Origin of the sequence: Thiothrix litoralis, assembly GCF_017901135.1 — a bacterium.
Lineage (GTDB): Bacteria > Pseudomonadota > Gammaproteobacteria > Thiotrichales > Thiotrichaceae > Thiothrix > Thiothrix litoralis.
Window position 1 is genome coordinate 2,986,531 of the sequence record NZ_CP072801.1, and the last position, 26,562, is coordinate 3,013,092.

Consider the following 26,562-nt stretch of genomic DNA (forward strand, 5'->3'; position numbering starts at 1 on the left):
GATTAACTTATCGAGCGGGCAAACAATATGATTGGGGTATTTATTACCTTTTGGCGGCATCAGCAAGCAAAAAATGACTTGGCTTGCCTGCAAATTAGCACTAAAGGATTCGTGGCACGCGAACGCGAACTATTGGCATTGGATCACGCCTGGCACGACGATGCCACAGGCGTATTCCTGTTAAATGCACTGGGTGGAACCGGCAAAACCTCGCTGTTACAAGCCTGGCTAAGCAAGCTGGAAGCTGTTAACTGGTTAGGGGCAGACAATGTATACGCTTGGTCATTTCCAGACGTGACAGACGAAGCTGAAGTACAGGTACTGGCTGATGAATTCGTCGAACATGCCCTGCAATGGTTTGGCAACCCCCTCAAATTACCCAGCCAACCGCTCGAACGGGTCAACCTGCTGGCCAAACTCATTCAACGGCAACGTACCCTGCTGGTACTGGATAATTTCCCCGCATTCACGTTTGAGGTTGACGCTGAACCAAGCACCACGTTGCCCCCTTCGCTAGGTATTTTAATCAATTGCCTCGCCGCCTATAATTCTGGCTTATGCGTAATTGCCCGCCGACAAGCTATTCCTGCCAGTGAACTGTTCCAGCAAAATATCACCCAGCACACCTTGCCGGAGCTGAGTGATGCCGAAGGCGTGGACTTATTGCGCCAGCGGGGTGTCATGTTACCGCCTGAAACCCTACGTAAAATATCCCATAACTTTTGCGGTCATCCCCTGACACTGGATCTGCTAGCGTCACACCTGACCCACGGCGGACGGATAGAGGAAGTCAATGCCATCCCCACCTGGCGTGATAAGGAACGCGAAGGCTTGCAAACCCGCCGGGTACTTACCCTCGTTGAGCAATGGCTGTGGAAAACCCCAGAATTGCTGTTACTCTACCTGATTGCCCTGCTGGATCGCCCAGTTACGCCAAAAGAACTGTTCTTGCTACTGCATAGCCAACGCCAAGCCTGGTTCCAACGCTGGTTAAAGCCTGATGAAACCCTGAAAGCACTCGAACCCCTCAGCAAGCTGAGCATCCGCGACTTTACCAAGCTGCAACGCCGTCTGTACCAGATGCGCCTGATCACTTCCGCACCCGATAGCGGGGCGCTGGATGTCCACAGCCTGTTACGCAGCTACTTCCGGGAACGGGTCAGGGCACGGTTTCCGGGCATCCCCAAACGCCTGCACGATCTGCTAGAAAAATGCACCCAAACCTTATCTGCCATCCTCCCACCGGATACCCCGGCAATGCCAAGCAACGACCAGCGCTACCTGCGCATCGGTCACGCCGATATGCAGTCGGCAGTCAAAGCCACCCGCACATTGGGTGTCAAGCTGGAAAAATCAGCCCTGCAAAAGCACTGGTATCGCGCCTCGATCATTGCCAATCACCTGTGCGAACACCATTTGATTTTGGGCAATATGTCCGCCGCCATGTATTGCGCCCGGCGCGGTGTTGCCTATGCGGAACTCAGCCACGACCAGCCCAGCCTGTTACAAAACATGAAGCTGTTAACACGTTTATTGCGGGTGACCGGGGGAACCCGTGAAGCCTCGCTGCTGTTACAACGTGCCTGCCAAACCTGCAATCAGGGCGTGTCAGCCAGACGCCTGACAGCTTAAGGTTAACAAGCAAGCAGCCAAGGAACGTCGACCGCCGGGAAGTTGGCAGCTTGACAAGCTCAGGTGATTTGCTACCGTGTAACTGATAAAAATATTTGACGGGTATTGGGGAAAAACAGATGACCAGGATCTTTATCCGGGATGAATACCATTGCGGGCAGCACCATAGCTCTGCCGAAGAATACGTCAGCCAATTTGAGGCCACTCAATTGTTCGGGCGCACCCATGAAATCGGCTTGCTCAACCAGGTGTGGACTGCCCCCCAATCACGGCTGTGTCTGCTACACGGTGCTACCGGTATCGGCAAAACCACATTAATACACAAATGGTTGCACAGCCTGCAAAAAAAGCACTGGCATGATGCCGAAGCCGTATTCCTGTGGACGTTTTACCCGCCCGACCTTGCCCATGCCCCCCAAGACCCGGTAGCCGAATTTTTCCATCATGCCCTGTACTGGTTTGGCGGCGAAGAAGCCTTGCGCTGCCCCAACCTGTTACAAGGTGAACATCTGGCAAAACTGGTGCAGTCCCACCGCACCCTGCTCATTCTGGACGGGCTGGAAAACCTGCAATTCAAAAATGGCAGCCTCGCCAACCAACTCGGCGACCCACGCCTGAATGTGCTGCTGGAACGGCTGGCAACACGTAACCCCGGTTTGTGTGTTGCCATCAGCCGCACCCCGCTGGAAGGCCATTTCAACAAGGCAGACGTACTAAGCCACGAGCTAGGTAAGTTGTCGGTGGATGCCGGTGCCGAATACTTAAGCTACAAAGGCGTACAAGCCGACACCGACAGGCTATGCCAAATCGCCCTTGATTACGGGCAAAATCCCCTGACACTGGGTTTGCTCGGCAGCTACCTGAGCGTTTGGCATCAGGGCGACTGGCGGCAAATGGAAAAAATCCCGGTATTGATGGACCAGCAAACCGACGGTCGCCAAGCCCGGCGCATTCTGGTCGCCAACGCCACCGAACTGTATGGCAAACCCGGCGAAGCCATCCTCTACCTGCTGAGTATGCTCTATCGCCCCACCCACTGGGAAACCTTGGAAGCCCTGCTGGGCAAAGAGCGCCACTGGTCACTGTTCAGCAACAAGCATCAGGACACCTATGCCAGCCTGATCGGCTCCTTTGCACGCCTGAACCAACAGAAACGCTACCAAACAATCCTACAATTACGCGAGCTGGGGCTGCTGGAATTATCCGGGCGGTGCTTCTGGCTGCCACAATGGGTCAGGGAGGCTTACCAGCGCCAACTCCGCTATGACTGGCCAGTCGCTTGGAAAGAAACTAACCAGCGACTCATGCAATACCACGCCACCCTGCCCAAAACAGTGGAAGACCTGAGCAAGATCACCCCGCTAAGTAGCACCCACAAAGTCGCCAAGGTCGCCGAGCCGGTATCCGTGGAAGCTCAGCCAGCCATCACCGCAACCATGTTGACTGAAACCATGATCACCACCATGATTGCCAACCTGGCAACCGACGTGATACCTGAATCTGAACCAGTCGCCGAAACCATCACGGAGGCCAGCGCCCCAACCCTGACCCGTCACGACCTCGACAACATGATCGACCTGATGACGCACCTGAAACGCTACCAAAATTCCCTGCAAATACTACAAATCCGCACCAAAAAATACCAAAAACACGTCAAGCAACTGGATAAAGAAGTACAATCCATGCACTATCCATTCGCGCAGACAGGTACAAACTCCCGTTAAGACCAAGGGGAAAACACCTGTCGCTTTAGCGGCTTACTATTTCGACAGGTATTATGGCTCTACTTCACTTACGCAATATCCATCTGGAAAACGGCGACAATCGCCTGTTTGACGGCATCGACCTCACCATTGAACCGGGCGAACGCTTGTGTCTGGTCGGGCGCAACGGCACGGGGAAATCCACCCTGATGAAACTGCTGTGCCGCGACATCCAACCCGACGATGGCGAAATGATCCATCAACCCGAACTCAAGATTGCCCGGCTGCAACAAGACGTGCCCCACGATCTAGAAGCCCGCATCTTCGACATCGTAGCCGAAGGCTTGGGCGTGGTAGAACCCGAAGACGAATGGCAAATTCAATGGAAAGTCGAAACGGTACTCTCACGCATCCAGCTTGACCCCGACACCCTGTTTGAAAGCCTCTCCGGTGGCTGGAAACGCCGCGCCCTGTTAGCCCGCGCCCTCGTCGGCGAACCCGACCTGCTGCTGCTGGACGAACCAACCAACCACCTCGACATCCCCGCGATCGAATGGTTGGAAAACTTCCTGATGGGTTTCAAAAGCACCCTGCTGTTTGTCAGCCATGACCGCTCTTTCGTGCAAAAACTGGCCACCCGCATTATCGAACTCGACCGGGGCAAACTCACCAGTTGGCCGGGCAATTTCCAGAAATACCAGGAAAACAAACAAGCCGCGCTCGATGCTGAAGCCCAACAAGCCGCACTTTTCGACAAACGCATGGCAGAAGAAGAAGTCTGGATCCGCCAAGGCGTCAAAGCCCGCCGCACCCGCAACGAAGGCCGCGTGCGCCGCCTCGAAGCCATGCGCGAAGAATTCAAGCAACGCCGCAACCTGCAAGGCAAAGTCACCGCCCAAATCGGTCAAGCGGACAGTTCCGGCAAAGTCGTCGTCGAAGCTGAACACCTCGATTACGGCTGGGATGGCACACTGCTGATTCAAGACTTCAACACCACTGTATTACGTGGCGACAAAATCGGCATTATCGGCCCTAACGGTGTCGGTAAAACCACCCTGATCAAGCTACTGTTGGGGCAATTACAACCCACAGCGGGCAAGGTTAACCTCGGTACCCGCCTGCAAATCGCCTACTTCGACCAACACCGGGCGCAATTCGACGGTGAAAAGAACCTGCGCGATAATATCGCCTCCGGCTCGGATTTTGTCGAAGTTAACGGCCAAAAACGCCATATCATCAGCTATTTACAAGACTTCTTGTTTACCCCGCTGCAAATCCAGAAGCCAGTGAAAGTGCTATCCGGCGGCGAACGCAACCGCTTGTTGCTGGCACGCTTATTCGCCCAGCCTTCCAACCTGCTGGTACTGGACGAACCGACCAACGACCTCGATGCCGAAACGCTGGAACTGCTTGAAGAACTGCTGATCGACTACCAAGGCACCTTATTGCTGATCTCGCATGACCGGAGTTTCCTCAACTCAGTCGTCACCCGCAGCATCGTGTTTGAAAATGATACCGTTGGCGAATACGCCGGTGGTTACGACGACTGGCTGTTACAACGTCCAACGCCATTATCCGACAAAGACAAGGCGGCTGCCAAAACGGAAAAAGCCGTAGAAAAGCCGGTGGAAGCTGCAAAACCTGCACCGAAAACCAAAAAACTCAGTTTCAAAGATCAGCGCGAACTGGAGCAGCTGCCTGCTCGTATTGAACAACTGGAAACCGCGATTGCCGCCCTGCACGAGCTGATGAGCCAACCTGACTTTTACCAGCAGGACAATGCACAAGTGGTTGCGCGGCAGGATGAGTTACAAGGGTTGGAGAGTGAACTGGAAACCGCTTTTGCCCGCTGGGAAAACCTCGAACAACAGGCTTGACAAACACCGTGACCACCGCCTTCGACTGCGCTCAGGCTACGGTCGTGCCCGTTGGCTGAGCGTAGCCGAAGCCAACACACGGCTGGTCAATCACGCTGCGTGTTTCAGATTCAGCTTGATGTCCAGATCGTCCCAAGGCACATACACCAGATCACTGTCATCTTTTTCAATCAAACCTTGGGCACACAAGGCATGGATTACTTGCACACTGGATTATCAAAGCGTGAACGGTCAGCGAGTGAAACGTCAGATTTTCAGCCCCGGCAGTTATTCCGAACTGTTTTTTCTGGATGAAGCCACCGCTTTCACGGCTGGGCATCGACCTCGTGCCCAATGCCGCCGAGAACGTTTCAATACTTTTAAAGCGGCGTGGTGTAAAGCCAATCGTGGGGATGAATCAGCAAAACTGTCTGTTACTGAACTGGATAAAAAAACCGGCTTACTCGAAAGTAAGCCGGTGAATAGATGCCAGTGGTCAGTTGAGGGGTCTCTCTGGCATTCTTAAAAGTATAGCAAACCAGCGGTAAACAGCGGTTTACACGTCAAGATTTTTTTGTCACTTTTTTCAAAAAAATCGGTGAAATAACCTAGTAATCACCATAGGCTCCCAGGATGAAGCAAGACCGTATTTTCGATGGGCTGGCACAACGCTTCCAGCGCAGCATTTACGATGACCCGCGAGGCGTGATCCGTCTCGCCATTTTGCAAGACGATTTGCAGGCATTGGTAGTGGATAGCGGCACGCGCCCCTTGCAAATTCTCGATGCAGGTGGCGGCTTGGGGCAAATGGCTATCTGGCTGGCACAACAAGGTCATCAAATCGTGCTAGCAGAACCTTCCGGCGACATGTTGCAACGCGCCGAAGCCACCATTGCCCAACAAGGTTTACAAGACTCCATCCACCTGCTGCAAGCCAGCGTGCAAGAGTTGGTCAGTAAAGGTTGCGGCCCCTTTGACCTGATCACCTTCCACGCCGTGCTCGAATGGCTGGCGGAACCACGCGCCGTGCTGGAGCAATTACTGCATTGCCTGAAACCGGGTGGCTCGCTGTCACTGATGTTTTTCAACCACCATTCCACCGTCATGCGTCGCCTGATTGCCGGGGATTTGGACACGGTAAGCCGGGGCAACATCGCCAGTGACGGACGCCAAGGGCTAGCCCCGATTTCCCCCCTGAAACCCGAGGAAGTGCTCGTCTGGCTAGCCGAACTGGGGCTGGAACTGGACACTTGGTCAGGGGTGCGCTGTTTCTACGACTACATGTACCACGGCGTGCGCAAAACCGCCAAGCTGGAAGAAGTACTGCCGCTGGAACGCCTCTATTCGCGGCAGGAACCGTGGCGCTCCCTTGCCCGTTATCAGCACATGCTGTGCCGCAAACTGTAAACCTTACAACCAGCGGCGGATAGCGGCGGCCAATTCTGCGGGCGGCACGGCGTGTTGTACCTGTTCCTGTACTTTGCCTTGCTTATCCAGCACGTACAGGATCGCGGAATGGTCAATGGTATACGCCATCGCCGACCCCGGCACTTCCACCTTGCGGTAAAACGCACCGTAACGCCGGGTAATTTCCTGCAACTCTGCCTGCGTGCCGCTCACACCGACCAAGCTCGGGTGAAAATAACCCACGTAACGCTGGATGTGTTCCAAGGTATCGCGCTCCGGGTCAACCGAGACGAACAAACCTTGCACTTTGGCGACTTCTGCCGAGGTCAACAGCGCCAATGCCGCTTTCAGGGTCGCCATCGACGTCGGGCAAATATCCGGGCAGGCGGTATACCCAAAATACAGCACCACTACTTTGCCCCGAAAGTCCGCCAGATTAACCGCACCCTTAGCGGATTGCAGGGTGAAATCCCCGCCTTGTGGCAGGGGGAGACCGGATTTATTTGCATCCGAGGCTAGCCACCCGCTTGAGGTAAATAACCACGCGCCACCCACGCCCAGCACCACCGCCAGCAACAACCCGAGCATTTGTTTCCACATAAGGCTCTACTCAATTGACTCATTAAAGTGTTAAGATACCCCTAATCACAGGGGCTTTCCTTGAAAAAAAACAAGCAGGATAATATTAAAAACAATGTCCTGTCCGTGGAAAACATTATCTGCGTATTATAAAAATGTCTGTATTACCCATGAATCTGGCGAATGAGCCGCTAGCAAAAACCTTCCCCATCGCCGCAGTACTGCACCTGCTGCTGATTTTTGGCGTTGGCTTCTTGCCTGAAATCAACCAGAACACCAAGTTCGCGCCCGTGCTGGATATTACCCTCGTGCAAACGCATTCCGACGTTGTGCCCGAGGTGGTGGATTTTATTGCCCAAGCCAACCAGCAAGCCAGCGGCAGCAGCGATGAAAAGAACCGCCCACAAAGCCCGCTTTCCTCGTTGTTACCGATAGAAAGCAGTGGTGAATCACCGCTCCAGTCGGAAGCTGGTTCGCCCGACACCCCGCTCAAGCTCACCCCACAAATCCTCACTACCAAGGGTGAAACCTTCAAGCGCGTCGAAAAACTGCCCGAGCAGCCTGAAGAGAATGAGGATGTGCCCGTCGCCGACGAACGTACCGATGCCACCGAAGAAATTGCCCAATTACTCACCGAAATGGATGAAGATGAAGCCCGTTACGCCCGTCGCCCACGTATCCACTTCATTGACGCGGTAAGCGCCAAAAGTGCCGTGGAGGCCGAATACATCGACACCTGGATCAAAAAAATCGAGCGCATCGGCAATATCAACTTCCCCGAAGAAGCCATTGCCCGCAACCTCAGTGGCAAACTTATCCTGAATGCCACACTGGATCATGAGGGACGTGTCGTGGATGCGCAAATTAGTCTATCATCAGGGTATGACGTGTTGGACAAAGCGGCACTGCGCATTATCAAACTCGCAGGCCCTTACCCCGCACTCCCCGACGAAATCCGCCGCAAGTGGGATCAACTCAACATTACTCGCACGTGGATTTTCCACAGCGGCATCCTGAATACCCAGTAAGCCCAGCATTAACCGGAACAGCCGTGACCCAAGACATACTCAACCTGCGTAACCATCTGCTGATCGCCATGCCCAATATGGGCGACCCGAACTTTGACCATACGGTCAGCCTGATCTGTCAGCATGACGAATTCGGCGCGTTTGGCGTGACCGTCAACCGCCCGCTGGGCATGACGGTCGGCGAATTGTTTGAGCAACTCGACATCAATATCGACGATCCGCACATTGCCGGGCAATTTGCCCTCAGTGGTGGGCCGGTGCAGGCCGAGCAAGGCTTCGTGCTACACGACGGCTCACGCAATTGGGAAAGCACCTTGCGGGTCTCGGATGAATTGGCGCTAACCTCTTCCCGCGACATCCTGCAAGACATTGCCCACGGCAACGGCCCTGCGCACTTCTTGCTGCTGCTGGGCTGTGCAGGCTGGAGCCCCGGTCAAGTGGAACACGAAATCAAGGAAAATACCTGGCTCACCTGCCCATGTACGCCCCCCATCCTGTTTGAAATGCCGTATCAGGATCGCTGGCAAGGCGCGGCACGGACACTGGGTATCGACGTTAACCTGCTGGGCATTGCCGCAGGTCACGCATGAGCCACATGACTATCTTAGGCTTTGATTACGGCAAGGCACGCATTGGCGTTGCCATTACCAATACCCTCACCGGTATCGCCACCCCGCAATCCACCGTGCAAGCACAGGATGGCGTACCTGACTGGAACGCCATTACTCGCTGCCTGCAAGAATGGCAGCCCAAGCGGCTGGTCGTGGGAATGCCCCGCAAGCTGGATGGCTCGGATAGCGCCATGCAGGAACCGATTTTACGCTTCATCCGCCAACTGGAAGGCCGCTACGGTCTGCCAGTGGACGTGGTGAGTGAACAACTGTCTTCCCTCGAAGCCGAGCAACGTCTCAAGCAGACACGGCAAGCGGGGCGTAAACGTAAAGTGCGCAAAGAAGAAATTGACCAAATAGCAGCAACCATCATTCTGGAAAGCTGGATTCAGGAATACCATCATGGACAACAAAAATTATAACGTTACCGCGCTGCTCGACCAACTCGAACAGCAGACTCGCCAATGGATACAGAACCATCACATTACCGACCCGGTAATGGTCGGCCTGCACACCGGCGGCGTCTGGGTGGCACAAGCATTGCACCAGCGCCTCCATATCCCGGAAGAGCTGGGCGAGCTGAACACCACCTTCTACCGTGACGATTTTAGTCAGGTTGGGCTGCACCGCCAGCAAAAGCCTTCACGCCTGCCGTTTGAGATTGAAAATCGCCACGTCTTGCTGGTGGATGACGTGATCTACACCGGGCGCACCCTACGCGGCGCGATGAATGAGCTGTTCGATTTCGGCCGCCCTGCCAGCATCACCGCCATCGCGTTGATTGCCCGCGAAGGCCGCGAACTGCCGATTGAACCGCAAATCGTCGCGCTGCACGAAGAGCCTGGCAGCGCTTTCCGCTACCAGATTTCCGGCCCGGAACCGCTGACCCTGCAATTGCTGGAAGCCTGAAACCCTTGCAAGCCTTAATCCTTGGCGGCGCACGCTCCGGCAAAAGCCGCCACGCCGAGACCCTTGCCCAGCAGTCCGGGCGTGAGGTGATCTACATCGCCACCGCAACCGCGCACGATGCCGAAATGCACGCCCGCATTGCTCACCACCGCGCTTCACGCCCCGCCCATTGGCAGACCATCGAGGAACCGCTGGCACTGGCAACCACCCTGCAACAATACGCCGCCCCCGGACGCTTGCTGCTGGTCGATTGCCTGACCCTATGGCTCACCAACCTATTATGTCAGGAAGATGCCAACCGCCTGCCCACCGAAACGCAAGCCTTGCTGGAATGCTTGCCACAACTGCCCGGTGATCTGCTGCTGGTCAGCAACGAAGTCGGTCTGGGCGTTGTACCGTTAGGCGAACTAACCCGGCGTTACGTCGACCACGCAGGCCAGCTTCACCAGCAACTGGCAGCGCAACTGGCAACGGTAGTATTCATGGTGGCAGGTTTGCCGCACCCACTGAAAGGAATCATGCCATGGAATGGTTAAAGACCCCCGTAAAAGCCCCCAACGTGGCGGCGATAGCAGCGGCACACTTACGCCAGTCGCAACTCACCAAACCCCCCGGCGCACTGGGTGAGCTGGAAGCGGTTGCCATCCGCCTTGCTGGATTACAAGGCAGTGAACAACCCGCTGTCGACAAGGTACACATCAGTGTCTTCGCCGCCGACCACGGGGTGGCCGAAGAGGGTGTCTCAGCTTTCCCGCAAGCCGTTACCGTGCAAATGGTGCACAACTTTCTGAATGGCGGCGCGGCCATTAACGTGCTGGCACGCGCACTGGGCGCAACCTTGGAAATCGTCGATGTCGGCGTCAAAACCCCGATTACGCACCCCAAGCTCATTAGCCAACGGTCAGGTAATGGCACGGCGAACAGCGCCCTCGATGCCGCCATGACCAGCGCCCAACTCAACCTTGCCCTACAAGCCGGGGCGGATGCCGCAGAACGCGCCCACGCCAGTAATGCCGAGCTATTCATCGGCGGAGAAATGGGCATTGCCAATACCACCGCCGCGACCGCGATGTATTGTGCCTTGCTGGATGTGGCGATACTCGATGCTACCGGCTCCGGTACAGGTCTGGACCACGCGGGCATCGAGCACAAGGTAAACGTGATTCGCCGCATCCTCAACCAGCACCGCAGCCATTTCGACGAGCCGCTGGAAGTGTTGCGCCGCTTGGGTGGCTTTGAAATCGCAGCCCTGACTGGCGCGTATCTGCGGGCTGCCCAGCTTGGCTTGCCCGTGCTGGTGGACGGTTTCATCAGCACTGCCGCCGCGCTGATTGCTAGCAAGGTACAGCCCAGCGTGGCAGACTGGTTATTCCTGTCGCATACCTCGGCAGAACCGGGGCATTTCTTTGCTGTTGCCGCATTAAAACAGCGCCCTCTGCTAGACTTAAACTTACGCTTGGGCGAAGGCAGCGGTGCTGCGGTTGCCGTCCCCCTGTTACGCTTGGCCTGTGCCTTGCACAACCAGATGGCAACCTTCGCTGAAGCGGCTGTGGCCGGAAAACTGTGAGTACCGCGATGCAAAACGACACTGACGCAAGCAACACCAACCCGGAAGTGGTTCCTGACGAACCGCAGGAAACCGTTGCGCCCCCTGAAGAACAACCGCCTGAACCCATCACCATACCCACCACGGTGGACTTGTTACGCCACGGACAAGTGGTTACGCCGAACCTGTTTTGCGCCCCCAGCAACGAACCACTCGGCAACCATGGCTGGAAGCAACTGACGTTAGCAACCCAGCGCGGGCAGTGGGATATGGTCATCAGTTCCCCCAGTCGTCGCTGCCATGACTTTGCCCGCCTGTTGGCACAACGCCTGAACTGCCCGTTTGGAGTTGACCCGCGCTTTGGGGAAATGGATTTTGGTGACTGGATCGGTAAACCCCAAACCACCATCTGGGAAGAATACCCAGAGCTGATGCAACAACTGTGGTATCAACCACGCCGTTTTGTCGCGCCTAATGGCGAGGCGATGGAAGATTTCATCGACCGGGTACAACAAGCATGGGATGAATTGCAAACCCTCTATGCCGGGAAAAACATCTTGCTGTTGACTCATGCAGGCGTGATCCGCGTGGTACTCGCCAAGGTGCTGAATATCCTCTACCAGCGCAGTTTGCGGTTTGAAGTCGGCTACGCGCAGATTACCCGCGTGCGCACTTACCCGGATGGCGAAACCTCATTGTTGGCGCACGGTTTGCCGCACGCTTGATACCAACCCACCTGTTCCTTGCCATTGCCTTCCTCACCCGCTTGCCTGTGCCTGTGCTGGGTAAGCTGGAAGCGCCTGACTTTGCCCGTGCTGCCTTGTATTACCCGCTGGTTGGCTTGCTGATTGGCGCTTTATTGTACCTGCCGGTACTGGTATTTCCTCATGCCCCCCCCTTATTACTGGCAGCCATCCTCACCGTACTATGGGCAGCCTTGACAGGGGGCTTGCACTTGGATGGTCTGGCAGACAGTGCCGATGCTTGGCTCGGCGGCTTTGGCGATGCGGAAAAAACCCAGCGCATCCTCAAAGACCCGCTGGTTGGTGCGGCGGGGGTGATTGCCTTGGTGGGAGTGTTACTGCTGAAATTTGCGGCCTTGGCAGTCTTGCTGGAGCATCACCACTGGCAGGTTATCTTGCTCGCCCCCGTGATCGGGCGCACCTTGATCCTGCTGCTGTTTTTAACCACGCCGTATGTGCGGGCAGGCGGCCTTGCCAGTGCGGTCACGCAACACCTGCCGCGCACCGCCGCGTGGTGGATAACGCTGGGTGGTTTGCTGCTGGGGCTAGCCGTTTCCAGCGCTGCTATCAGCTTGACCTTACTGGGCTTTTGGCTACTACGACGGCTCATGTTGCAACGTTTGCAAGGCTGTACCGGGGATACAGCGGGTGCAAGTGTGGAAAGCGGCGAAATGTTCTGGCTGCTTGGGGCTGCATTGTCATTTTCTTAAAGCAAGGATTATCCCGGTAAATGGTAGCTTCCCACAAATGAACGGTTATTGTGGCTAAAAAATAACATGGCGAAAATGGCTACGCCCATCTAACTTTAGAGAGACATGTTGGTCTATCTAACTAGAAAATGGGCAAAAATAACTCTTTGGGGAGCCTCGCCATGCCACAAACTATTACTACCAGCACCGATGACCGTGCTGTTGTCAAAGCCAAAATTCTGGAATTGAACCGTCTGGCGCTGGATGCTGACACACGAATGCGCGCATCCTTGAAAGTCAGCAATACTGCGTCGGCTTATGTCTGGCGTGACCGCCGCGACAGTTACAATGCCGAGTCCAAACGCTTAACCGACTGGTTGAACGCGCCAGCACCGCGACCTGTCCCTGCGCCAACACCAGTAATAACGCCGCAACCGGCTATCAGCAGCAATGATTTCATCACAACCACAGCAGATGCCTTCAATGCCAGCGGTGGCAGTCAGGATTACGCCCACAACGCCATTCTCAAAGCTTTGCTGGATGGTGAATACAGCAGCTCCAGTATCCCCGCCAACGATGCCAAGGCGGCGGCTTATGATATTGTCCGCCAAAACAACGGCTCACCGCTGCACTGGATTCGTAATCAGGCGCAGTCGCAAGCCTTGAACAATAGCTTGCCACACCCCGGCAGTGCCGACCAACGGCGCTTCCCCACCCTGAATACCCGTGGGCTACACGCGGGGGAAACGTTCTTTATCCGCGACTTTATGCAGGTTTACAGCTCGGGTAACATTACCATCGGCAATTTGATGATCGTCGATGACACCGTTTACTCCGAATTTGCGCAAGATTTTAATCGACTGGTCAACAGCATCAACGAATACCAGAAACAGCAAGGACGCCCCTACCGGGTTTTCCCCTTCCTGCGCATGGCGCACCGTGATGCCGTGCAGTTGATTCCCGGCATTAGCGACGGCATCAACCAGTTCGGTGGGGCAGTCATGAACAATGTTAGCGTAACCGGCAACCTGATTTATTCGGATGGCGCATTGCAAGGTGTCTTTGCGACGGATGGCGCATTCCGTAACCTGCACATCCGCAGCAACAGCCTGCAAATCGGCGGGGAACACACTATTTCCATCAATGGCATGTTGAGCGGCTCGATCCTCGGTAACACTGACATCAACAATCGTCCCTTGGCGGATAGCAAAATCGCGTTGTATCCTCTACGCTTGGGAGGTGGTGCTAATATTTATGTGCTGGGTTTCAGCAATAAAGCATCCATCCGCTCAACGGATGCGCGGTACTACCAATACGAAGCCATTTTAGGCGTACCGGCTACGCGGGATTTCCGGCAGCAAGTCATTCCGAACGGGACTTGCTACCGGAATGTCGATATGGTTGAACTACTAACCCTGTTGAAGGGTCAATATCCACAGACGCCCGCGCAATGGCAAGCCGTGATGGTCGAGCTGTCACAACGCGGTTTTGCCCAAGTGGTGAGTTAATCGGTTAAAGACCGATCAAATCACAGGATTATCATGGAGGATGAAGACCTGATGGTGTGTCACACAAAAACGCTAACCCCTTTACTGTTGGCATTAGGGTGCTGCTTCAGTGCCAGCAGCTTCGCCGCCCCCGACGCTCAGGCGGTCAAGCTGGGGAGTAGCTGGTATAAAGCCTTCTTTGAAACCCGTTTTCCCCCCTTGAGCGCATCCCTGCCACCCGCGAATGGCTCGGTAGTGCTCTATAAAAACAAAGCTGACCTCGTGGGCACAGCCTATGCCGATGCCTTCAAGCCGATTTCCCGTGAACTGAAAGCAGCGTTGGCAGCATCAACTACCACCAACCCGTTCCGCCCGCTATTCCCGACACTGTATACCCCGGAAAACCTTGCCAAGCGCACTAACTGCCCGATGCTTGCCGTGCCGTTTGAGCTGGATGATAAAAGTGCTACCCAGGAATGGATGGTGGCCTTTTCAGCCAAGCAATGCCTGAGTGCCGACGCATCCGAAGCCTTACGCAGCGGTGACACCGAACCCCATTATTGGGTCGTGCAAAAAACCGCTAACAGCAAATACCGGGTACTGGCAGAAGGTGACGGCAATGTGTACGTCACCAACCAGCAAAAGGAACAGGGTTACAAGGAAATCCGCACCCAGTTATTCCTGAAACGCGCCTTCCCGAAGAATGCACTGCAATGCGGTGGGGCAGAATTCACTTGGCGTTACCGTAACAAAGGCTATTACCTCGCCGACACCGACATCATGGCGCAAGATTGCCAGCCCTTGTACTTCCCGGAACTAACCGGGAAAGACTGGAAAAAGGCGTATGACGAATATGCACGCCGCGCCAAAGTCTTGGTGGATCAGTGGGTTACAGATCAACCCCCTTTTGTGCCATGATGCCCTCGCGGTAAGCGTGTTTCACATCGGCAATGTCTGACACGGTGTCAGCAAGGTCGCGTAAGGCTTCGCTGGCTGCCCGCCCTGTGACTACCACATGCTGCATCGCTGGGCGGGCGGCGATGTCATCCAGCACCTGATCGGCATCCAGATAGCCGTAATTCAACAGGTAGGTCAGCTCATCCAGCACCACCATCGCGTAACTGGGATCGGCCAGCATCCGCTGCGCCACTGCCCAGCCGCGTTGTGAAGTGGCAATATCCTGCTCGCGGTTCTGGGTTTCCCACGTAAAACCATCGCCCAGCACATGCCATTCCACCTTGGGGTCGCGGCTAAAAAATGCCTCTTCACCCGTATCGGTACGGCTTTTGAGGAACTGGCAAACGCCCACCTTCATGCCATGCCCCAAGGAACGTCCCACCATGCCAAATGCCGAACTGGACTTGCCCTTGCCATTGCCAGTCAGCACCAGCAGCAAACCTTTTTCCTGATCCGCACGCGCAATGCTGGCGTCAATCACGGCTTTTTTACATGCCATGCGGGCTTGGTGGCGAGTGTTTTTGGCGGTGTCAGTCATAGTCGTTACCTTGGTGAAAAGGCGAGATGATAGCGGCTTTGATCTCACAAGGCAGTTTCATGCGTTTTATGTGCTGGAACAGGCTTTCCGCTTCGGGGTATTGGCGGCGCAAATAGGTAAACCATTGCTTGATGAAACTAGCGGCGTATTTCGGCGCACGTTGCTCAAGCTCTCCGGCGTATTGCACCACCAGCGGCAAGACCTCCGCCCACGGCAGCGGGGTGTAGGCTTCCCCGGCCTGCTGGGCGTGAATGACCCGCGCCAGATCAGGGAAACTCAACGCGCCACGCCCCAGCATTAAATCAGTACAACCGCTGTCGGCCTGCGCTTGGCGGGCATTCGCGCCTGACCAGATTTCGCCATTGGCAATCACCGGGATACTGAGTTTGGGTTTTACCTTGCCGATTTCTGCCCAATAGGCTGGGGGCAAGTAACCGTGCTGTTTGGTACGGGCGTGGATGCACAACTCGGTTGCCCCGGCCGCTTCCACCCCCAGCGCAATGTCTTCAAACAGGCTGCTGTCCTTGAAACCGAGACGGATTTTGGCGGTTACCGGAATGTGCGGGCTGACCACTTCGCGTACTGCTCGAATGATGCCGTGTACCCGATCAGGTTCACGCAGCAGCACCGAGCCGCCATCGCTTTTATTCACGGTTTTGGAGGGGCAGCCGAAATTGATGTCGATGCCGGGTGCACCCAAACGTTCCAGCACTTGCGCATTCAGCGCCATGCTCTCTGGGTCGCCGCCGAGGAGTTGCACGTAAACCGGCGTTCCCGCTGGGGTTGTTCCACCGTTGCGTAATTCCGGGCAGGCGCGGTAAAACACCCGCGAGGGCAATTGCCGATCCACCACGCGCACGAATTCGGTCACGCAGCGTTCGTAGCCACCCACGCGGGTCAGCAGGTCACGCATGGTGTGATCCATCACGCCTTCCATTGGGGCAAGGATTAAACGCATTACAGGTCAACCGTCGTCAATGGCGCACCCCGCATTGCCCCCCGCCAGACCGGATCCAGCGGTTCACCTTCAAAGCAGGAAGTCATCACCAACAGGATCGCACCATTACCCGCTGCGGCAATCAAGCCAGCCAGTAATTTCAGTGTTCCCAGACTGGCAAGATGGATGTTTTCCACCACCAATAACACCGGCTGGTTCAGCAAACAGGCTGACGTACCACGGGTGAACGCTTCCCAAAGCGCATCATCCTCCGCATTGGCAAAGCCGGGTACTTCGCGCTGGCAACAGGAAAAACCACGGGAGGTCGCCAAGGTAGTAATGCTATCAAGCAAGGCGGTTTTTTCCGGGGTACTTTCACCGCGTATCAGGAAACCTTGCCCACCGATATTGTCCAGAATGCCTTCAATCGCCGTTTCGACCAGATAGAGGATACGCGCCGTTTTTTTAGCGGAACAGGTAAGTGCGGGGGGCTTGGTCGGCAAGGCGGGTTTCACGGGTGCTTCGGCTGACTCTGCTACCCAGCCAGACAGGAGTTCAGCGTACAGTGCCTGGGTTGCCGGGTCAGGTTCCACCCCCAGTTCGCGCTGCAACACGTTCTGGCAACGCCGATACCAGCGCAGGGCAGCGGCATGGTTCCCCAGCCTGACATGCGCCCATAACAAAGCCCGGTATGCCTGCTCCCGCAAAGGGTCAATCCCCAACAAACGCACCGCAAAATAAGCCACCCGCTCATCCTCCCCTTGCTCCAGCAGGCTTGCTAGCCGTTGCTCCAGCGCGGCGGAAGCGCGGATGCTGTAATCATTACGGTAGGTTTCCAGCCATTCATCAAAGGAATCCGAGTGCGGGTTACAGCCTTCCAGAAACGCGCCGGTGTACAACTCAATCGCACGATCCAGCGCCATATCCGTGCCGCTGGTAAGCTCCTTGTCAAAATCAATGACATCGACAGCAATCTGCTCGCTGTCGAGCACAATCCAGTCCTTGGTGGTATGCAAGGGGCCGGCATCATCCGGCAACACCTTGCGCAACTCAGCCAATGCCTGCCGCAGGCTGTGCCTGCCCTGAATTTCATCACTGTCAGGCCAGAGTACCGCTGCCAGTTGCTCACGGGGATGCTGCCTGTCCGGGTTGACTGCCAGCCATGCCAGTAACGCCTTGGCCTTGCGGGAATTAGGCGCAAGTGTTTCGCCATTGATATTTATCAAGCGAAAACCGCCAAATAACATGAGCTTACATTTTTTCACTGGGGCTTCTACCTTGACCATTGCTTGACGCTAGGTCTGTATTCTGCGCCCATCGTCAATGGAAACAAAGAGGTGAATGTGATGAAAAAGATGCGTGGTTTTGCAGACCCCATAACCCTTGGTTTTGTACTGGCCGCTTTGATTACCGCAGCAGGTGCGACAACAGCAAACCGGATTGCGGCTCAGGAAAAGTTGGCAAAAGCCCCCGTGCCCACGGTGAGTGTGGCACTGGTGGATAAATAAGGGGCAAATGAGCATCCCATCCGTGCATAACCTGCCAAGACGGGTTATACACGGGGTTAACCCCTCAAACGGCTAGGTCAGACTGCGTTACCTGACGTAATGCAACATGCAGCAAAGCCGCAATCGTCACGTACAGGCTCATGATGTACAAACCGTGCGGAGAATACTTCAGCAAAGATTCCATGAAACCCGCCAGACTGACATCAGTCACTGTCCCGGAAAGCGCATAAAAGCTGCCGCTGGAAATCAATTCCGACACCGCGAAACCAACCACAACCGCCAGCATCAGTTTGCCCAGTGATGCCAGCGTTTCGCCCTGATATTGACCCGCAAACCAACGCCCAGCCATAAACAACGCACCGTAAGCCGGAACCAACGCCACATACGCCTGCGACACACAGAAACTGCTGACACCAAACTGATTGATGGCCATGTAATCAATCGCCACAGCGGTCGCCATGAATACGCCAAACGCCAGCACCTTGCGCAGATAAAAACCTGCCAGCAAGAACACCGCCCACGACGCATCCAGCAAATGATCGCTCACATGCGCACGGGTAACGAGCATGGCTGCTAGCAATACGCCGCCCACCAGCCATTGGTTTTTGGTTGAAAGTGTGAACATAAACATCTCCTGTTAGGTGGGTAAATTACTTCGGCGCGTACTTAACTGTCACTAAGCCATTAACACCGTCTTGATTATAGCCGTTGCTGGTTTGGTAATCCTTGCCCAGTACGTTGCCGACTTTTGCGCCCACTGTCCAGTCTTTCGACACCCGATAATCAGCGCGTAAGTCCAGCGTGCCATAACCCGCCAGTTTTTTGCTCTCGGTATTAGTATCGTCGGTGTAACGCTGGCTTTCGGCATGGACACTGCCGCCCACGCGGAATTTGCCCATCGCACGGTCAACATCCACATTGGCAAACTGCTTGGGGCGGTAAATCAGGGTCTTGCCGGTATTCGTACCGCTGCGGTTTTCCGGCTGCTGCACGGTAGCATTGGCGTTGATGTCCCAGCCTGCCACTTGCGTAGCAGCACTCAGTTCCAGCCCACGAATTCGCGCCTTATCGGTCTGGCTAACGGCGTAATCGGGTGGAGGGTAGCTAATCAAATGCTCAATCTCATTGCTGAAGGCATTGGCTGACCACTGCACTCTGTCACCAGCCAGTTTCCCAGAAACACCCAGTTCCACACTTTGGGAGGTTTCCGGCTGCAAATTCGGGTCACCACTGAACGGGTAATACAGGTCATTGAACGTCGGTGCTTTAAACGCCGTGCCATACGCTGCCGTTACCCGCATCCCGTTGTTGAGATCACGCCCCAGCGCGATGTTTCCGGTATTGTGGCTACCAAACTGTTCATTCTTGTCATGACGGGCAGAAACATCCAGCCGTATTGCGCCAATATCTGTCTGGTAATTGGCAAACACGCCGGTATTGTCGCGGGAAGTGCGCTCGTAGGCACTGTCACTGATTACCTTGTCCTGTTGCTGATCAAGCCCCAGCGTTGCCGTTCCCTTCGCACCCACGACCATATCGGCCTGAAGTGTGCCTGTATTACGCTGAGTATTGTAGGTGCGGTAAGCCGTCAGCGGGACACCGTTGAGGTAATTGTCAGAATCGTCCCGTGCCTGCCCCAGTTGTGCAGTCAGTAACACATTGTCATTCAGTAAACGCTGTAACTTGGCATTCAGCACCTGCTGGGTAAAACGTGACTCATTATTGAAGCTGCCATCGAAATGGTTTTCACCCTTGGCGTGCAAGGCAGACGCTTCCAGCATCGTACCATCAGCAAAACGGTGTCCGGCACGCAAGGTAACGCTGTCACGTTTATAACCATCCCGATCCGGTTCGCTGTTATTGGCAGTAACATTGATGCCGTCGGTTTTGTCCTTGCCAGCATTCAGGTTGTACCACGTTGTGCCATCACCGCCCGCAAGGTTTGCATGGGCTTGTTGAGTATTGTGGCTACCAATGCCTACACTGACTTCTGGCTGAAAACCTTTGCCGCCTTTGCGGGTGAAAATCTGGATCACGCCGCCAATCGCTTCCGAGCCGTACAGACTGGAACGCGGGCCACGCACGACTTCGATACGTTCCACTTGATCCAATGGCAGGTCTTCAAACGCTACGCTGCCGGTGGTGGCGGAACCGACTTTAATACCATCGACTAAGACCAGTACATGACTGGAATGAGTGCCGCGAATAAACACCGACGTTGTTTTACCAACCCCACCGCTATTACTGAGGGTAATGCCCGGTAAACGCCGCAAAACCTCAGGCAGGCTGCTCGCCTGATATTTTTCAATAGCGGCGCGGGTAATAATGCTGACCGGAGCAAGGGTTCCGTCTACCGTCTGCGCCTTGCGGTCAGCGGTAACAACGATGTCATTAAGGGAGGTGGGTGTGGCGTCTTCCGCCAATACCAGCGGGGATGCCGACAGGCAAACAGCAGCAGTGCCGAACACTACGGCAAGAGGGAATGATTTCATGGGATATGGGTTCCGTCCGTAGCGATGCGCCCGTCGCGCACGTATACCAAGCGACCGAGGTAAGGTCGCACCTTGTCAGGCCGGTATCGGACTTACAGCTTATTTAAACTGCTTACCGTTGCGAGGGCAGTGTTGGTCTTACACCAACTTCCCGTTTAACGCCCGCAACAAACGGGCAGCACCTGAACAGTGCTGCACGTTACGGGATTAGGCTTAGGCTGTCAAATCGAGGATTTGATGGCCTCTTCACGCACCACAAAAGGCAGGTAATGTACCTGCGTTTGCACACGACCATCCGGCAACAGCACAATATCACGCCACGCCGGGCGCGTGTGGTCGAACTCGATATTTTGGCGTACCGGCTTCATCTGCACACACGTTGCCGGTGTACCGTGGACAGCCACCGTGCGTCCACCAGCATACTCATGCTGACCGTTGAATTCCTGATGGATATGCCCATTGAAGACCACTTTCACCTGAGGGAAGTGTTCCACCAGATTCCAGAAATAGGTTCTTTGTCGCAACCCCATCACATCCATCCACTCGCTGCCGATAGGAACGGGGTGATGGTGCATGAAAACAGCCACGAAATGGTCTTCCCGGATACTCACCAGCAATTTTTCAAAGCGCTCGAATTGCTCATCCGTCAAACGCCCGTCGGGTTTGCCGTCAGCATGGGTATCCAGCAATAACAAATGCCACTTACCCACTGCCACATGTTCCGGCATTTGCACATTACCACTGAGATTTTCCTGCATCATCTTGGGAATATCATGATTACCCGGAATGGTATACACCGGCAACGGAAAAGCATTCAGCATCGTATTGACACGCTGATAGGTCGCGGGAGTCTCTTCCTGCGCCAAATCCCCGGTCAGCATCAAGGCACTGTAACCAACAACACGCGTCCGCAAATGTGCCAACATGGCCTTCAACGACAGATTCGGATAAATAGGCATATCCGTCCAGGTCAAACGGGAATCATCGCTGGCGTAGCAGTGACTGTCGGTGACCTGAAACAGGCGTACCGTGTCAGGTATTTTTTTCATAATTTATAGCCCCTCACGAGCCTATCTTAACGCAACTGACCACATAACCACATTTTATAGTTATTTTCATTTGTTTGGCTAGCTCCTTTTTCAGGCAACAACAACCAGCAACACAAGTACTGTTAAACCGTCACATCCTGTTCATTACACTGATAATCTTGTATTTTACTGCAAATGAAACTGATCGACACACATTGCCACTTCGACGAGCCTGATTTTACTGATGACAGGTCATTATTAGTCGATAAAATGCACGAACGGGGGGTCACTGATCTTATATTCCCGGCAACCAGCGCCAAACATTGGCCGCGACTGCGCGATATTTGTTCTGAATCCCCACATTTTCATGCGACTTATGGTCTGCATCCGGTATACCTGGCAGAACATACCCCTGAAGATATCGTGGCTTTACGCCACTGGCTGGAACAAGAACAACCCGTTGCCGTTGGCGAATGCGGATTGGACTTTTTTCTGCCACATCTGGATATCCAGACGCAAGAAGACCTCTTCACTGCTCATTTGAAGCTTGCCCGTGAATTCGATCTGCCGCTGATTATCCATGCAAGACGCTCGCTTGACTGTGTTCTGAAACACATTCGGCGCTTCTCTGGTGAAAATAATTTAAAAGGTGTCATTCACAGCTTCGCGGGTAGCCAGCAACAAGCCAACCAACTGATCGAACGCGGGTTTTATCTGGGTGTTGGCGGCACATCAACCTATCCACGCGCCCAACGCTTACGTACTATCCTTGCCAATGTACCGCTGGAAGCCCTGTTGCTGGAAACTGACGCCCCCGACCAGCCGGATAGCGCCTGGCGTGGCAAACGCAATGACCCCACCCGCTTGCCGGTCATCGCCGCCACCTTGGCTGAACTACGCGGCGAAAGCCTCGCACGGATTGCTGAAGTGACCACCGCCAATGCGGTACAATTATTCAAACTGTAATGTGAGTCCTTATGAAATACTTTTTTCCCTTCATGATGGTGCTGGTCATCCTTTCTGGTCTCAGCCTGATCGTAACGCCTTACATTGGCGAGTACATTTTCCCGGCCTCAAAAACCACACTGCGGGCGGCTGATCCTGAGCAGGCCAAGCAGGCACTTGCCGACTGGTTCAACACTTCCCCCGCAAGCCTGAGTGATGTGCAAGCCATCAAACAGGTTTCCGCACAAGTCAACAACTCATGGTTCACCTTCAAAGCAGATGCCCCCCCTGTGAAAAATTTCATCCTTCAGAACCGGCTCAAGCAACAGGATTTAACCCCTGAAACCCTGCAAAAGGTATTCATGGCACAAACCCCGGCAATCCCCTGGTGGCAACCTGCCGCACTGGAGCGCCAAACCTGCTTCATCGGCACCGACGAAGGTCAGGAAATTGGCCTGATTTACCACGCTGAACTCAGGACAGGGTTTATCGTCATCCGCACCCGCACAAAACCAGCCAAGTTTTGAGTTGCACGATCTAATACCAACAGCAAGGCTTATGCCTGCAAGGGTGGGGATTGTTGCTGGAAGAGCGAGTGGGCACTCTGCACCCACCCTTCGGGTACAGAGGAAAGTTCAGCGCCAAGAACGCGCTGAATGGAATACAGATCATCTGAAGTAAATTCAGCCACCTGACGGTAGGTGACAATCCCCAGCGCCTGTAACTTGCTGGCGACACGCGGGTTGATACCCTGAATGCGCGTCAAATCATCACGGTTGGCAGCGCTGAAGGTATCCTCACGTAACGGCACGGAAGAACTAGTGGTAATCACGCCCTGCTGCTGGCTCAAAGCTGCCTGCAATGCCGCCAGTTCCTGTTTGTTACCTTGCAGTTCAGCCGTCAAATTGCCCAACACCTGTTGCTGCTGATGACATTTATCCAGCAAGCTCTGGTATTGCAGCCGGGTTTTTTCCAGTGTTTTCCTGACTTGCAAGAATTGACCGTACTCGGTATCCGAAGGCGGCGTGCCAATCTTGCGTAAAACGCCTTCCAATTGCCGTATCGTGTTACGCACATTAACATTTTCCCGTGCCGAATCCTCATAATTCCGCCGCAAACCCGCCAGTTCGATGCGACACGCCGTAGCAGCCTGATGATAGATAAATCGGGCAACCCACCAGCCAACCAGCCCACCCACGACGATAGCGCCCCCTAACAACACCGACATCTGGATGGCAAGATATTCCATACACTACTCCTCCAACACGGTAATATCGACACGCCGATTCTTGCTGGAATCTTCAGCACTATTGTGATCAACAACCGGGCGGGTAGAACCATAACCTTTAGCCACCACCTGTTTGGCATCCACGTTCTCGGACAGCAAATAGTTACGCACCCCTTCAGCACGCGCCTGACTCACCGCCAGATTTCCCAGTGCCGTTCCCTCATTATCGGTGTGGGCTGACACCTCAATCACCATGCCAGAGTGTTTGCGCAGCTCCGCCAGCACTTGCCCCAACACGGCAATACTCTCTGCATCCAGCTCGGCGCGGGCATACTCAAACTGGATAGGACTCAAGTCGATCTGTTCAATAGGATATTTCTTGGAGGGGATGTACAACTTGCCGGTAGGTACTGGCGGTAAAACGTTAGACACATCCAGCGCTTGTTGCGCCGTGCTGCTACTCACGGGAACCAAGCGATTTTCTACCTGACGTACCCCGTAAACATTGCCAACCAGCGCCTGTAAACGCTCTGCTTCGGCCTCACCCACCACGGTTCCAGACAAGATGCCATCCCGACCGTTAAAACGCACCATATGCGTAGGCAGCCCGGCCTCCGCCAATGCTTGACGGGTACGCTGCAATAAATCAGTTTCGATGGTGGGCTGTCGTACCAGCAGACTCAACAAGGTCAACAGGGTAACCGTCACCAATAACAGTAACGCAGCGAAAGGCAGTAATTGCTGTTTGCCTACAGCGAAAGCAGGAAAAGCCATTCAACACTCCAAAATCATTGCTCAGACCATTGAATATAGTTCAATGGTTGAGCATTGAGATTAAGAAGTTTGATGGTTGTCAGCCAGCAACAGCCGGATGGAGGGGAAGAACCAGCAGATTAGCAGGATAACCTGCTAATTTTTAATGATTAACGGCTAATAGCCCGCCAAGCGTCAGGTAATGAAGGAAAGGATTTCACGGGCTTCCTGACGTTGTTGCCCAACGCCTTCCACCAGTACATCCTTCAAAATGTCTGCTGCGGCAGGCGCATCACGCAAATCCAGATAAGCACGGGCAATATCCAGCTTGAGGGCAGCATCGGCATTGCCTTCCTCCACCTCCTCAACTACCGTGGTTACCATTTCTGGCACATCATCCGGCGAGACAGCGGCGGCAACAGCGGGGCGAACATGGGCTGATGCCGGGGCAGGTGCATCTACCGCAGCAGTTGCCGTGGCAGTACCCGTAGGAACCAATGCTACAGGTTCACGTTTGCGACGCAACAGCCAGATCAGGGGAATCGTCAATAAAGCCAGCAAACCCAACAGTATCCAGGGCAGGTTTCCTGCGCTGGCAGCATTATTTTCAGCCACCGCCACAGCGGCACGAATCTGTTGCAAATCATTCTGCAAGGTTTCGTTATCGCGCTTGGCGCTAGCTAACTGCTCTTCCAGCGTGCGTTTAGCAGCCTCACTTTCCTGAAGTGACTGCTTGGCTTCATCCAGTTGCTTTTGCAACGCATCAGTGGCGTTAGTATCCGGTGCGGGTGCTTCGACAGCCCCTTTGACCATTTCCTGCAAGCCTGCATTTTCTTCTTGCAGCATTGCAATCGTGTCTTTGAGTTCCGCAATCGCCGCCGGGTCAGCCCCTGCTTGCGGTGGAGAAGGATCTGGTGGCGGTGGCTCCAGCTCTGGAATATCCTTGGCATCCGGCAACGTCAGGGTTTTGCCAACAATCAGGCTGTTAACATCCGGCTTGCTGAACGCCGTCGGGTTACGCTTAAGGATTTCCTGCATGATCGCTTGAGTGTTAGCGTAGCCGGGGTAGTGCTCCGCAACAATTTTACTCAAGACATTACCGGACTGGATTTCCCAGACCTTCTCTTCAGCCAGGGCAGTGCCAGACAAGCACACCCCGATGAATGCAGCAGTCACCAGCACACGCGGCAATCTGGCGTGCAATGGCAGGCTGAATAGGGTCAATTTTTTCATGGCTAGCTAACCAGTGTATCCATCAGGTCAATCATAAATTCGGTGTCTTCCTGTTCCTGTATTTCCCAGCCCAGCAAGCCGAGGCTTTCCAACACACTTTTACCTTTGGCATCATTCCCCATTGCTGGCAGAAGTTGCTGCAACTCTGGGCGTAGTGCCTGCATTCGCGGACTTACCAACAACACATGGCGGATCACGTGTATTTCACTGCGGATCAATTCGCGCACCTGACGCTGGATCACCCCGGAAAGTGCCTCAAAGGCATCCCGCAGGAAAAATCCCACATCCGCTTGCCCCTGCAATAATTGCTTGGCAACCAGCACATAAGTGTCAACCGCCTGTGTCTCGACATTATCGGCTGACAAATCCGCCGGTTCCAGCATGATCATGGAGATCAGGTTCACATCCGGGTCATCTGTGGTAGCAATCCGAATCCCTGGTTTCAGGTCTTCGATATGCCGCACTGCTGAATCTACCGCAACCGCAATAATGGCTTCATCCGATTTGTGCAACGGGGTAGCAATTGCCGTAAAACCTTTTTCGCGCACCAACATGGCGGCATCGAAAGGGTTGGCGTAAATCAAATCAATGCTATCGTTCTGGATGGCTGTCCGCTGGTTGGCAAAGTTCTGGTACAACTCCACATGAATCTGCACCCCCAATTGGCGTTGCAGCCAGGTATTAAAGATATACCAGCCTGCAATCTGGGCAGGGGGGAAATCAGGGCTGACCGTCATCACATAACGCATAACC

The 26,562-nt window shown here is 54.6% G+C and carries 29 protein-coding genes and 1 riboswitch; of the genes, 18 read left to right on the forward strand and 11 right to left on the reverse strand.

What is annotated here, in order from left to right:
• Window positions 1–27 precede the first annotated feature (27 nt).
• The 5 genes from J9253_RS14435 to J9253_RS14455 all read left to right on the forward strand — a co-directional run bounded on the left by J9253_RS14435 (window position 28) and on the right by J9253_RS14455 (window position 6,598).
• Window positions 28–1,632, forward strand: coding sequence for an ATP-binding protein (locus J9253_RS14435; RefSeq protein ID WP_210221617.1), 1,605 nt, complete (start codon window positions 28–30; stop codon window positions 1,630–1,632).
• 119 nt (window positions 1,633–1,751) lie between these two features.
• Window positions 1,752–3,356, forward strand: a complete 1,605-nt coding sequence (locus J9253_RS14440) for an ATP-binding protein (protein WP_210221618.1) — start codon at window positions 1,752–1,754, stop codon at window positions 3,354–3,356.
• Window positions 3,357–3,409: 53 nt separating this feature from the next.
• Complete coding sequence (locus J9253_RS14445) at window positions 3,410–5,212, forward strand: ATP-binding cassette domain-containing protein (protein WP_210221619.1); 1,803 nt, start codon at window positions 3,410–3,412, stop codon at window positions 5,210–5,212.
• A gap of 223 nt (window positions 5,213–5,435) precedes the next feature.
• Window positions 5,436–5,717, forward strand: a complete 282-nt coding sequence (locus J9253_RS14450; protein WP_210221620.1) for a hypothetical protein — start codon at window positions 5,436–5,438, stop codon at window positions 5,715–5,717.
• 107 nt (window positions 5,718–5,824) lie between these two features.
• Window positions 5,825–6,598 carry a methyltransferase domain-containing protein gene (locus J9253_RS14455; RefSeq protein WP_210221621.1) on the forward strand — a complete coding sequence of 258 codons (774 nt, stop codon included), beginning with the start codon at window positions 5,825–5,827 and terminating at the stop codon, window positions 6,596–6,598.
• Window positions 6,599–6,601: 3 nt separating this feature from the next.
• On the opposite strand, the gene J9253_RS14460 is transcribed toward J9253_RS14455, so the two are convergent.
• Window positions 6,602–7,198 carry an SCO family protein gene (locus tag J9253_RS14460; protein ID WP_210221622.1) on the reverse strand — a complete coding sequence of 199 codons (597 nt, stop codon included), beginning with the start codon at window positions 7,196–7,198 and terminating at the stop codon, window positions 6,602–6,604.
• A gap of 134 nt (window positions 7,199–7,332) precedes the next feature.
• On the opposite strand from J9253_RS14460, the gene J9253_RS14465 reads away from it, so the two are divergent.
• The 10 genes from J9253_RS14465 to J9253_RS14510 all read left to right on the forward strand — a co-directional run bounded on the left by J9253_RS14465 (window position 7,333) and on the right by J9253_RS14510 (window position 15,108).
• Window positions 7,333–8,205, forward strand: coding sequence for an energy transducer TonB (locus J9253_RS14465; protein WP_210221623.1), 873 nt, complete (start codon window positions 7,333–7,335; stop codon window positions 8,203–8,205).
• A gap of 23 nt (window positions 8,206–8,228) precedes the next feature.
• Window positions 8,229–8,795 (forward strand): YqgE/AlgH family protein, encoded by a 567-nt coding sequence (locus J9253_RS14470; RefSeq protein ID WP_210221624.1) that lies wholly within the window; start codon window positions 8,229–8,231, stop codon window positions 8,793–8,795.
• On the forward strand, window positions 8,792–9,238 hold the full coding sequence (gene ruvX, locus J9253_RS14475; protein ID WP_210221625.1) for a Holliday junction resolvase RuvX: 447 nt from the start codon (window positions 8,792–8,794) through the stop codon (window positions 9,236–9,238). The genes J9253_RS14470 and ruvX overlap by 4 nt, the downstream gene beginning before the upstream one ends.
• Window positions 9,219–9,725 carry a bifunctional pyr operon transcriptional regulator/uracil phosphoribosyltransferase PyrR gene (gene pyrR, locus J9253_RS14480; protein ID WP_210221626.1) on the forward strand — a complete coding sequence of 169 codons (507 nt, stop codon included), beginning with the start codon at window positions 9,219–9,221 and terminating at the stop codon, window positions 9,723–9,725. The genes ruvX and pyrR overlap by 20 nt, the downstream gene beginning before the upstream one ends.
• 5 nt (window positions 9,726–9,730) lie before the next feature.
• The gene (gene cobU / locus J9253_RS14485) at window positions 9,731–10,261 is read left to right on the forward strand and encodes a bifunctional adenosylcobinamide kinase/adenosylcobinamide-phosphate guanylyltransferase (protein WP_210221627.1); all 531 of its coding nucleotides are present in this window, start codon (window positions 9,731–9,733) and stop codon (window positions 10,259–10,261) included.
• A complete protein-coding gene (gene cobT, locus J9253_RS14490) occupies window positions 10,249–11,292 on the forward strand; it encodes a nicotinate-nucleotide--dimethylbenzimidazole phosphoribosyltransferase (protein WP_210221628.1) in 1,044 nt (347 codons plus the stop codon). The genes cobU and cobT overlap by 13 nt, the downstream gene beginning before the upstream one ends.
• An 8-nt stretch (window positions 11,293–11,300) precedes the next feature.
• Window positions 11,301–11,996, forward strand: coding sequence for a histidine phosphatase family protein (locus J9253_RS14495; protein WP_210221629.1), 696 nt, complete (start codon window positions 11,301–11,303; stop codon window positions 11,994–11,996).
• Window positions 11,993–12,724 carry an adenosylcobinamide-GDP ribazoletransferase gene (locus J9253_RS14500; protein ID WP_210221630.1) on the forward strand — a complete coding sequence of 244 codons (732 nt, stop codon included), beginning with the start codon at window positions 11,993–11,995 and terminating at the stop codon, window positions 12,722–12,724. The genes J9253_RS14495 and J9253_RS14500 overlap by 4 nt, the downstream gene beginning before the upstream one ends.
• Before the next feature lie 161 nt (window positions 12,725–12,885).
• Window positions 12,886–14,211, forward strand: a complete 1,326-nt coding sequence (locus tag J9253_RS14505) for a hypothetical protein (protein WP_210221631.1) — start codon at window positions 12,886–12,888, stop codon at window positions 14,209–14,211.
• Between the two features lie 33 nt (window positions 14,212–14,244).
• Window positions 14,245–15,108: a hypothetical protein gene (locus tag J9253_RS14510; protein WP_210221632.1), complete on the forward strand. Its 864-nt coding sequence runs from the start codon at window positions 14,245–14,247 to the stop codon at window positions 15,106–15,108.
• On the opposite strand, the gene cobO is transcribed toward J9253_RS14510, so the two are convergent.
• From cobO to J9253_RS14525, 3 genes are read right to left on the reverse strand one after another with little or no spacing between them, the layout of a single operon-like run.
• Window positions 15,080–15,685 carry a cob(I)yrinic acid a,c-diamide adenosyltransferase gene (gene cobO / locus J9253_RS14515; RefSeq protein ID WP_210221633.1) on the reverse strand — a complete coding sequence of 202 codons (606 nt, stop codon included), beginning with the start codon at window positions 15,683–15,685 and terminating at the stop codon, window positions 15,080–15,082. The genes J9253_RS14510 and cobO overlap by 29 nt on opposite strands.
• On the reverse strand, window positions 15,678–16,643 hold the full coding sequence (locus J9253_RS14520; protein ID WP_210221634.1) for a tRNA-dihydrouridine synthase: 966 nt from the start codon (window positions 16,641–16,643) through the stop codon (window positions 15,678–15,680). The genes cobO and J9253_RS14520 overlap by 8 nt, the downstream gene beginning before the upstream one ends.
• Window positions 16,643–17,848: an AfsR/SARP family transcriptional regulator gene (locus J9253_RS14525; RefSeq protein ID WP_210221635.1), complete on the reverse strand. Its 1,206-nt coding sequence runs from the start codon at window positions 17,846–17,848 to the stop codon at window positions 16,643–16,645. Before J9253_RS14525 ends, J9253_RS14520 begins: the two co-directional genes overlap by 1 nt.
• Window positions 17,849–17,968: 120 nt before the next feature.
• Here J9253_RS14525 and J9253_RS14530 point away from each other — a divergent pair, with 120 nt between their 5' ends.
• A complete protein-coding gene (locus J9253_RS14530) occupies window positions 17,969–18,130 on the forward strand; it encodes a hypothetical protein (protein WP_210221636.1) in 162 nt (53 codons plus the stop codon).
• A gap of 64 nt (window positions 18,131–18,194) precedes the next feature.
• On the opposite strand, the gene J9253_RS14535 is transcribed toward J9253_RS14530, so the two are convergent.
• From J9253_RS14535 to J9253_RS14545, 3 genes are all read right to left on the reverse strand, one after another.
• Window positions 18,195–18,755 (reverse strand): hypothetical protein, encoded by a 561-nt coding sequence (locus J9253_RS14535; protein WP_210221637.1) that lies wholly within the window; start codon window positions 18,753–18,755, stop codon window positions 18,195–18,197.
• Between the two features lie 25 nt (window positions 18,756–18,780).
• Complete coding sequence (gene btuB, locus J9253_RS14540; RefSeq protein WP_210221638.1) at window positions 18,781–20,622, reverse strand: TonB-dependent vitamin B12 receptor; 1,842 nt, start codon at window positions 20,620–20,622, stop codon at window positions 18,781–18,783.
• A 61-nt stretch (window positions 20,623–20,683) separates the two neighbouring features.
• Window positions 20,684–20,822, reverse strand: a riboswitch (cobalamin riboswitch).
• Window positions 20,823–20,843: 21 nt separating this feature from the next.
• Window positions 20,844–21,671: a metallophosphoesterase gene (locus tag J9253_RS14545; RefSeq protein WP_210221639.1), complete on the reverse strand. Its 828-nt coding sequence runs from the start codon at window positions 21,669–21,671 to the stop codon at window positions 20,844–20,846.
• Between the two features lie 174 nt (window positions 21,672–21,845).
• Here J9253_RS14545 and J9253_RS14550 point away from each other — a divergent pair, with 174 nt between their 5' ends.
• On the forward strand, window positions 21,846–22,616 hold the full coding sequence (locus J9253_RS14550; RefSeq protein ID WP_210221640.1) for a TatD family hydrolase: 771 nt from the start codon (window positions 21,846–21,848) through the stop codon (window positions 22,614–22,616).
• Window positions 22,617–22,627: 11 nt separating this feature from the next.
• Complete coding sequence (locus tag J9253_RS14555; protein ID WP_210221641.1) at window positions 22,628–23,122, forward strand: hypothetical protein; 495 nt, start codon at window positions 22,628–22,630, stop codon at window positions 23,120–23,122.
• A 29-nt stretch (window positions 23,123–23,151) separates the two neighbouring features.
• Here J9253_RS14555 and J9253_RS14560 read toward each other — a convergent pair whose 3' ends face one another.
• The 4 genes from J9253_RS14560 to J9253_RS14575 form a co-directional block, all read right to left on the reverse strand.
• Complete coding sequence (locus J9253_RS14560; RefSeq protein WP_210221642.1) at window positions 23,152–23,844, reverse strand: hypothetical protein; 693 nt, start codon at window positions 23,842–23,844, stop codon at window positions 23,152–23,154.
• Window positions 23,845–23,847: 3 nt separating this feature from the next.
• On the reverse strand, window positions 23,848–24,597 hold the full coding sequence (locus J9253_RS14565; RefSeq protein WP_210221643.1) for an OmpA family protein: 750 nt from the start codon (window positions 24,595–24,597) through the stop codon (window positions 23,848–23,850).
• A gap of 174 nt (window positions 24,598–24,771) precedes the next feature.
• Window positions 24,772–25,809 (reverse strand): FimV/HubP family polar landmark protein, encoded by a 1,038-nt coding sequence (locus tag J9253_RS14570; protein WP_210221644.1) that lies wholly within the window; start codon window positions 25,807–25,809, stop codon window positions 24,772–24,774.
• A 2-nt stretch (window positions 25,810–25,811) separates the two neighbouring features.
• Window positions 25,812–26,558 carry a phosphate/phosphite/phosphonate ABC transporter substrate-binding protein gene (locus J9253_RS14575; protein ID WP_210221645.1) on the reverse strand — a complete coding sequence of 249 codons (747 nt, stop codon included), beginning with the start codon at window positions 26,556–26,558 and terminating at the stop codon, window positions 25,812–25,814.
• Window positions 26,559–26,562: the final 4 nt, after the last annotated feature.

Coding starts and splice junctions, on each gene's coding strand:
- J9253_RS14435 (WP_210221617.1), top strand. CDS start 28: ATGATTGGGGTATTTATTACCTTTTGGCGGCATCAGCAAGCAAAAAAT.
- J9253_RS14440 (WP_210221618.1), top strand. CDS start 1,752: ATGACCAGGATCTTTATCCGGGATGAATACCATTGCGGGCAGCACCAT.
- J9253_RS14445 (WP_210221619.1), top strand. CDS start 3,410: ATGGCTCTACTTCACTTACGCAATATCCATCTGGAAAACGGCGACAAT.
- J9253_RS14455 (WP_210221621.1), top strand. CDS start 5,825: ATGAAGCAAGACCGTATTTTCGATGGGCTGGCACAACGCTTCCAGCGC.
- J9253_RS14460 (WP_210221622.1), bottom strand. CDS start 7,198: ATGTGGAAACAAATGCTCGGGTTGTTGCTGGCGGTGGTGCTGGGCGTG.
- J9253_RS14465 (WP_210221623.1), top strand. CDS start 7,333: ATGTCTGTATTACCCATGAATCTGGCGAATGAGCCGCTAGCAAAAACC.
- ruvX (WP_210221625.1), top strand. CDS start 8,792: ATGAGCCACATGACTATCTTAGGCTTTGATTACGGCAAGGCACGCATT.
- pyrR (WP_210221626.1), top strand. CDS start 9,219: ATGGACAACAAAAATTATAACGTTACCGCGCTGCTCGACCAACTCGAA.
- cobT (WP_210221628.1), top strand. CDS start 10,249: ATGGAATGGTTAAAGACCCCCGTAAAAGCCCCCAACGTGGCGGCGATA.
- J9253_RS14495 (WP_210221629.1), top strand. CDS start 11,301: ATGCAAAACGACACTGACGCAAGCAACACCAACCCGGAAGTGGTTCCT.
- J9253_RS14505 (WP_210221631.1), top strand. CDS start 12,886: ATGCCACAAACTATTACTACCAGCACCGATGACCGTGCTGTTGTCAAA.
- J9253_RS14510 (WP_210221632.1), top strand. CDS start 14,245: ATGGAGGATGAAGACCTGATGGTGTGTCACACAAAAACGCTAACCCCT.
- cobO (WP_210221633.1), bottom strand. CDS start 15,685: ATGACTGACACCGCCAAAAACACTCGCCACCAAGCCCGCATGGCATGT.
- J9253_RS14520 (WP_210221634.1), bottom strand. CDS start 16,643: ATGCGTTTAATCCTTGCCCCAATGGAAGGCGTGATGGATCACACCATG.
- J9253_RS14530 (WP_210221636.1), top strand. CDS start 17,969: ATGAAAAAGATGCGTGGTTTTGCAGACCCCATAACCCTTGGTTTTGTA.
- J9253_RS14535 (WP_210221637.1), bottom strand. CDS start 18,755: ATGTTCACACTTTCAACCAAAAACCAATGGCTGGTGGGCGGCGTATTG.
- btuB (WP_210221638.1), bottom strand. CDS start 20,622: ATGAAATCATTCCCTCTTGCCGTAGTGTTCGGCACTGCTGCTGTTTGC.
- J9253_RS14545 (WP_210221639.1), bottom strand. CDS start 21,671: ATGAAAAAAATACCTGACACGGTACGCCTGTTTCAGGTCACCGACAGT.
- J9253_RS14550 (WP_210221640.1), top strand. CDS start 21,846: ATGAAACTGATCGACACACATTGCCACTTCGACGAGCCTGATTTTACT.
- J9253_RS14555 (WP_210221641.1), top strand. CDS start 22,628: ATGAAATACTTTTTTCCCTTCATGATGGTGCTGGTCATCCTTTCTGGT.
- J9253_RS14560 (WP_210221642.1), bottom strand. CDS start 23,844: ATGGAATATCTTGCCATCCAGATGTCGGTGTTGTTAGGGGGCGCTATC.
- J9253_RS14565 (WP_210221643.1), bottom strand. CDS start 24,597: ATGGCTTTTCCTGCTTTCGCTGTAGGCAAACAGCAATTACTGCCTTTC.
- J9253_RS14570 (WP_210221644.1), bottom strand. CDS start 25,809: ATGAAAAAATTGACCCTATTCAGCCTGCCATTGCACGCCAGATTGCCG.
- J9253_RS14575 (WP_210221645.1), bottom strand. CDS start 26,558: ATGCGTTATGTGATGACGGTCAGCCCTGATTTCCCCCCTGCCCAGATT.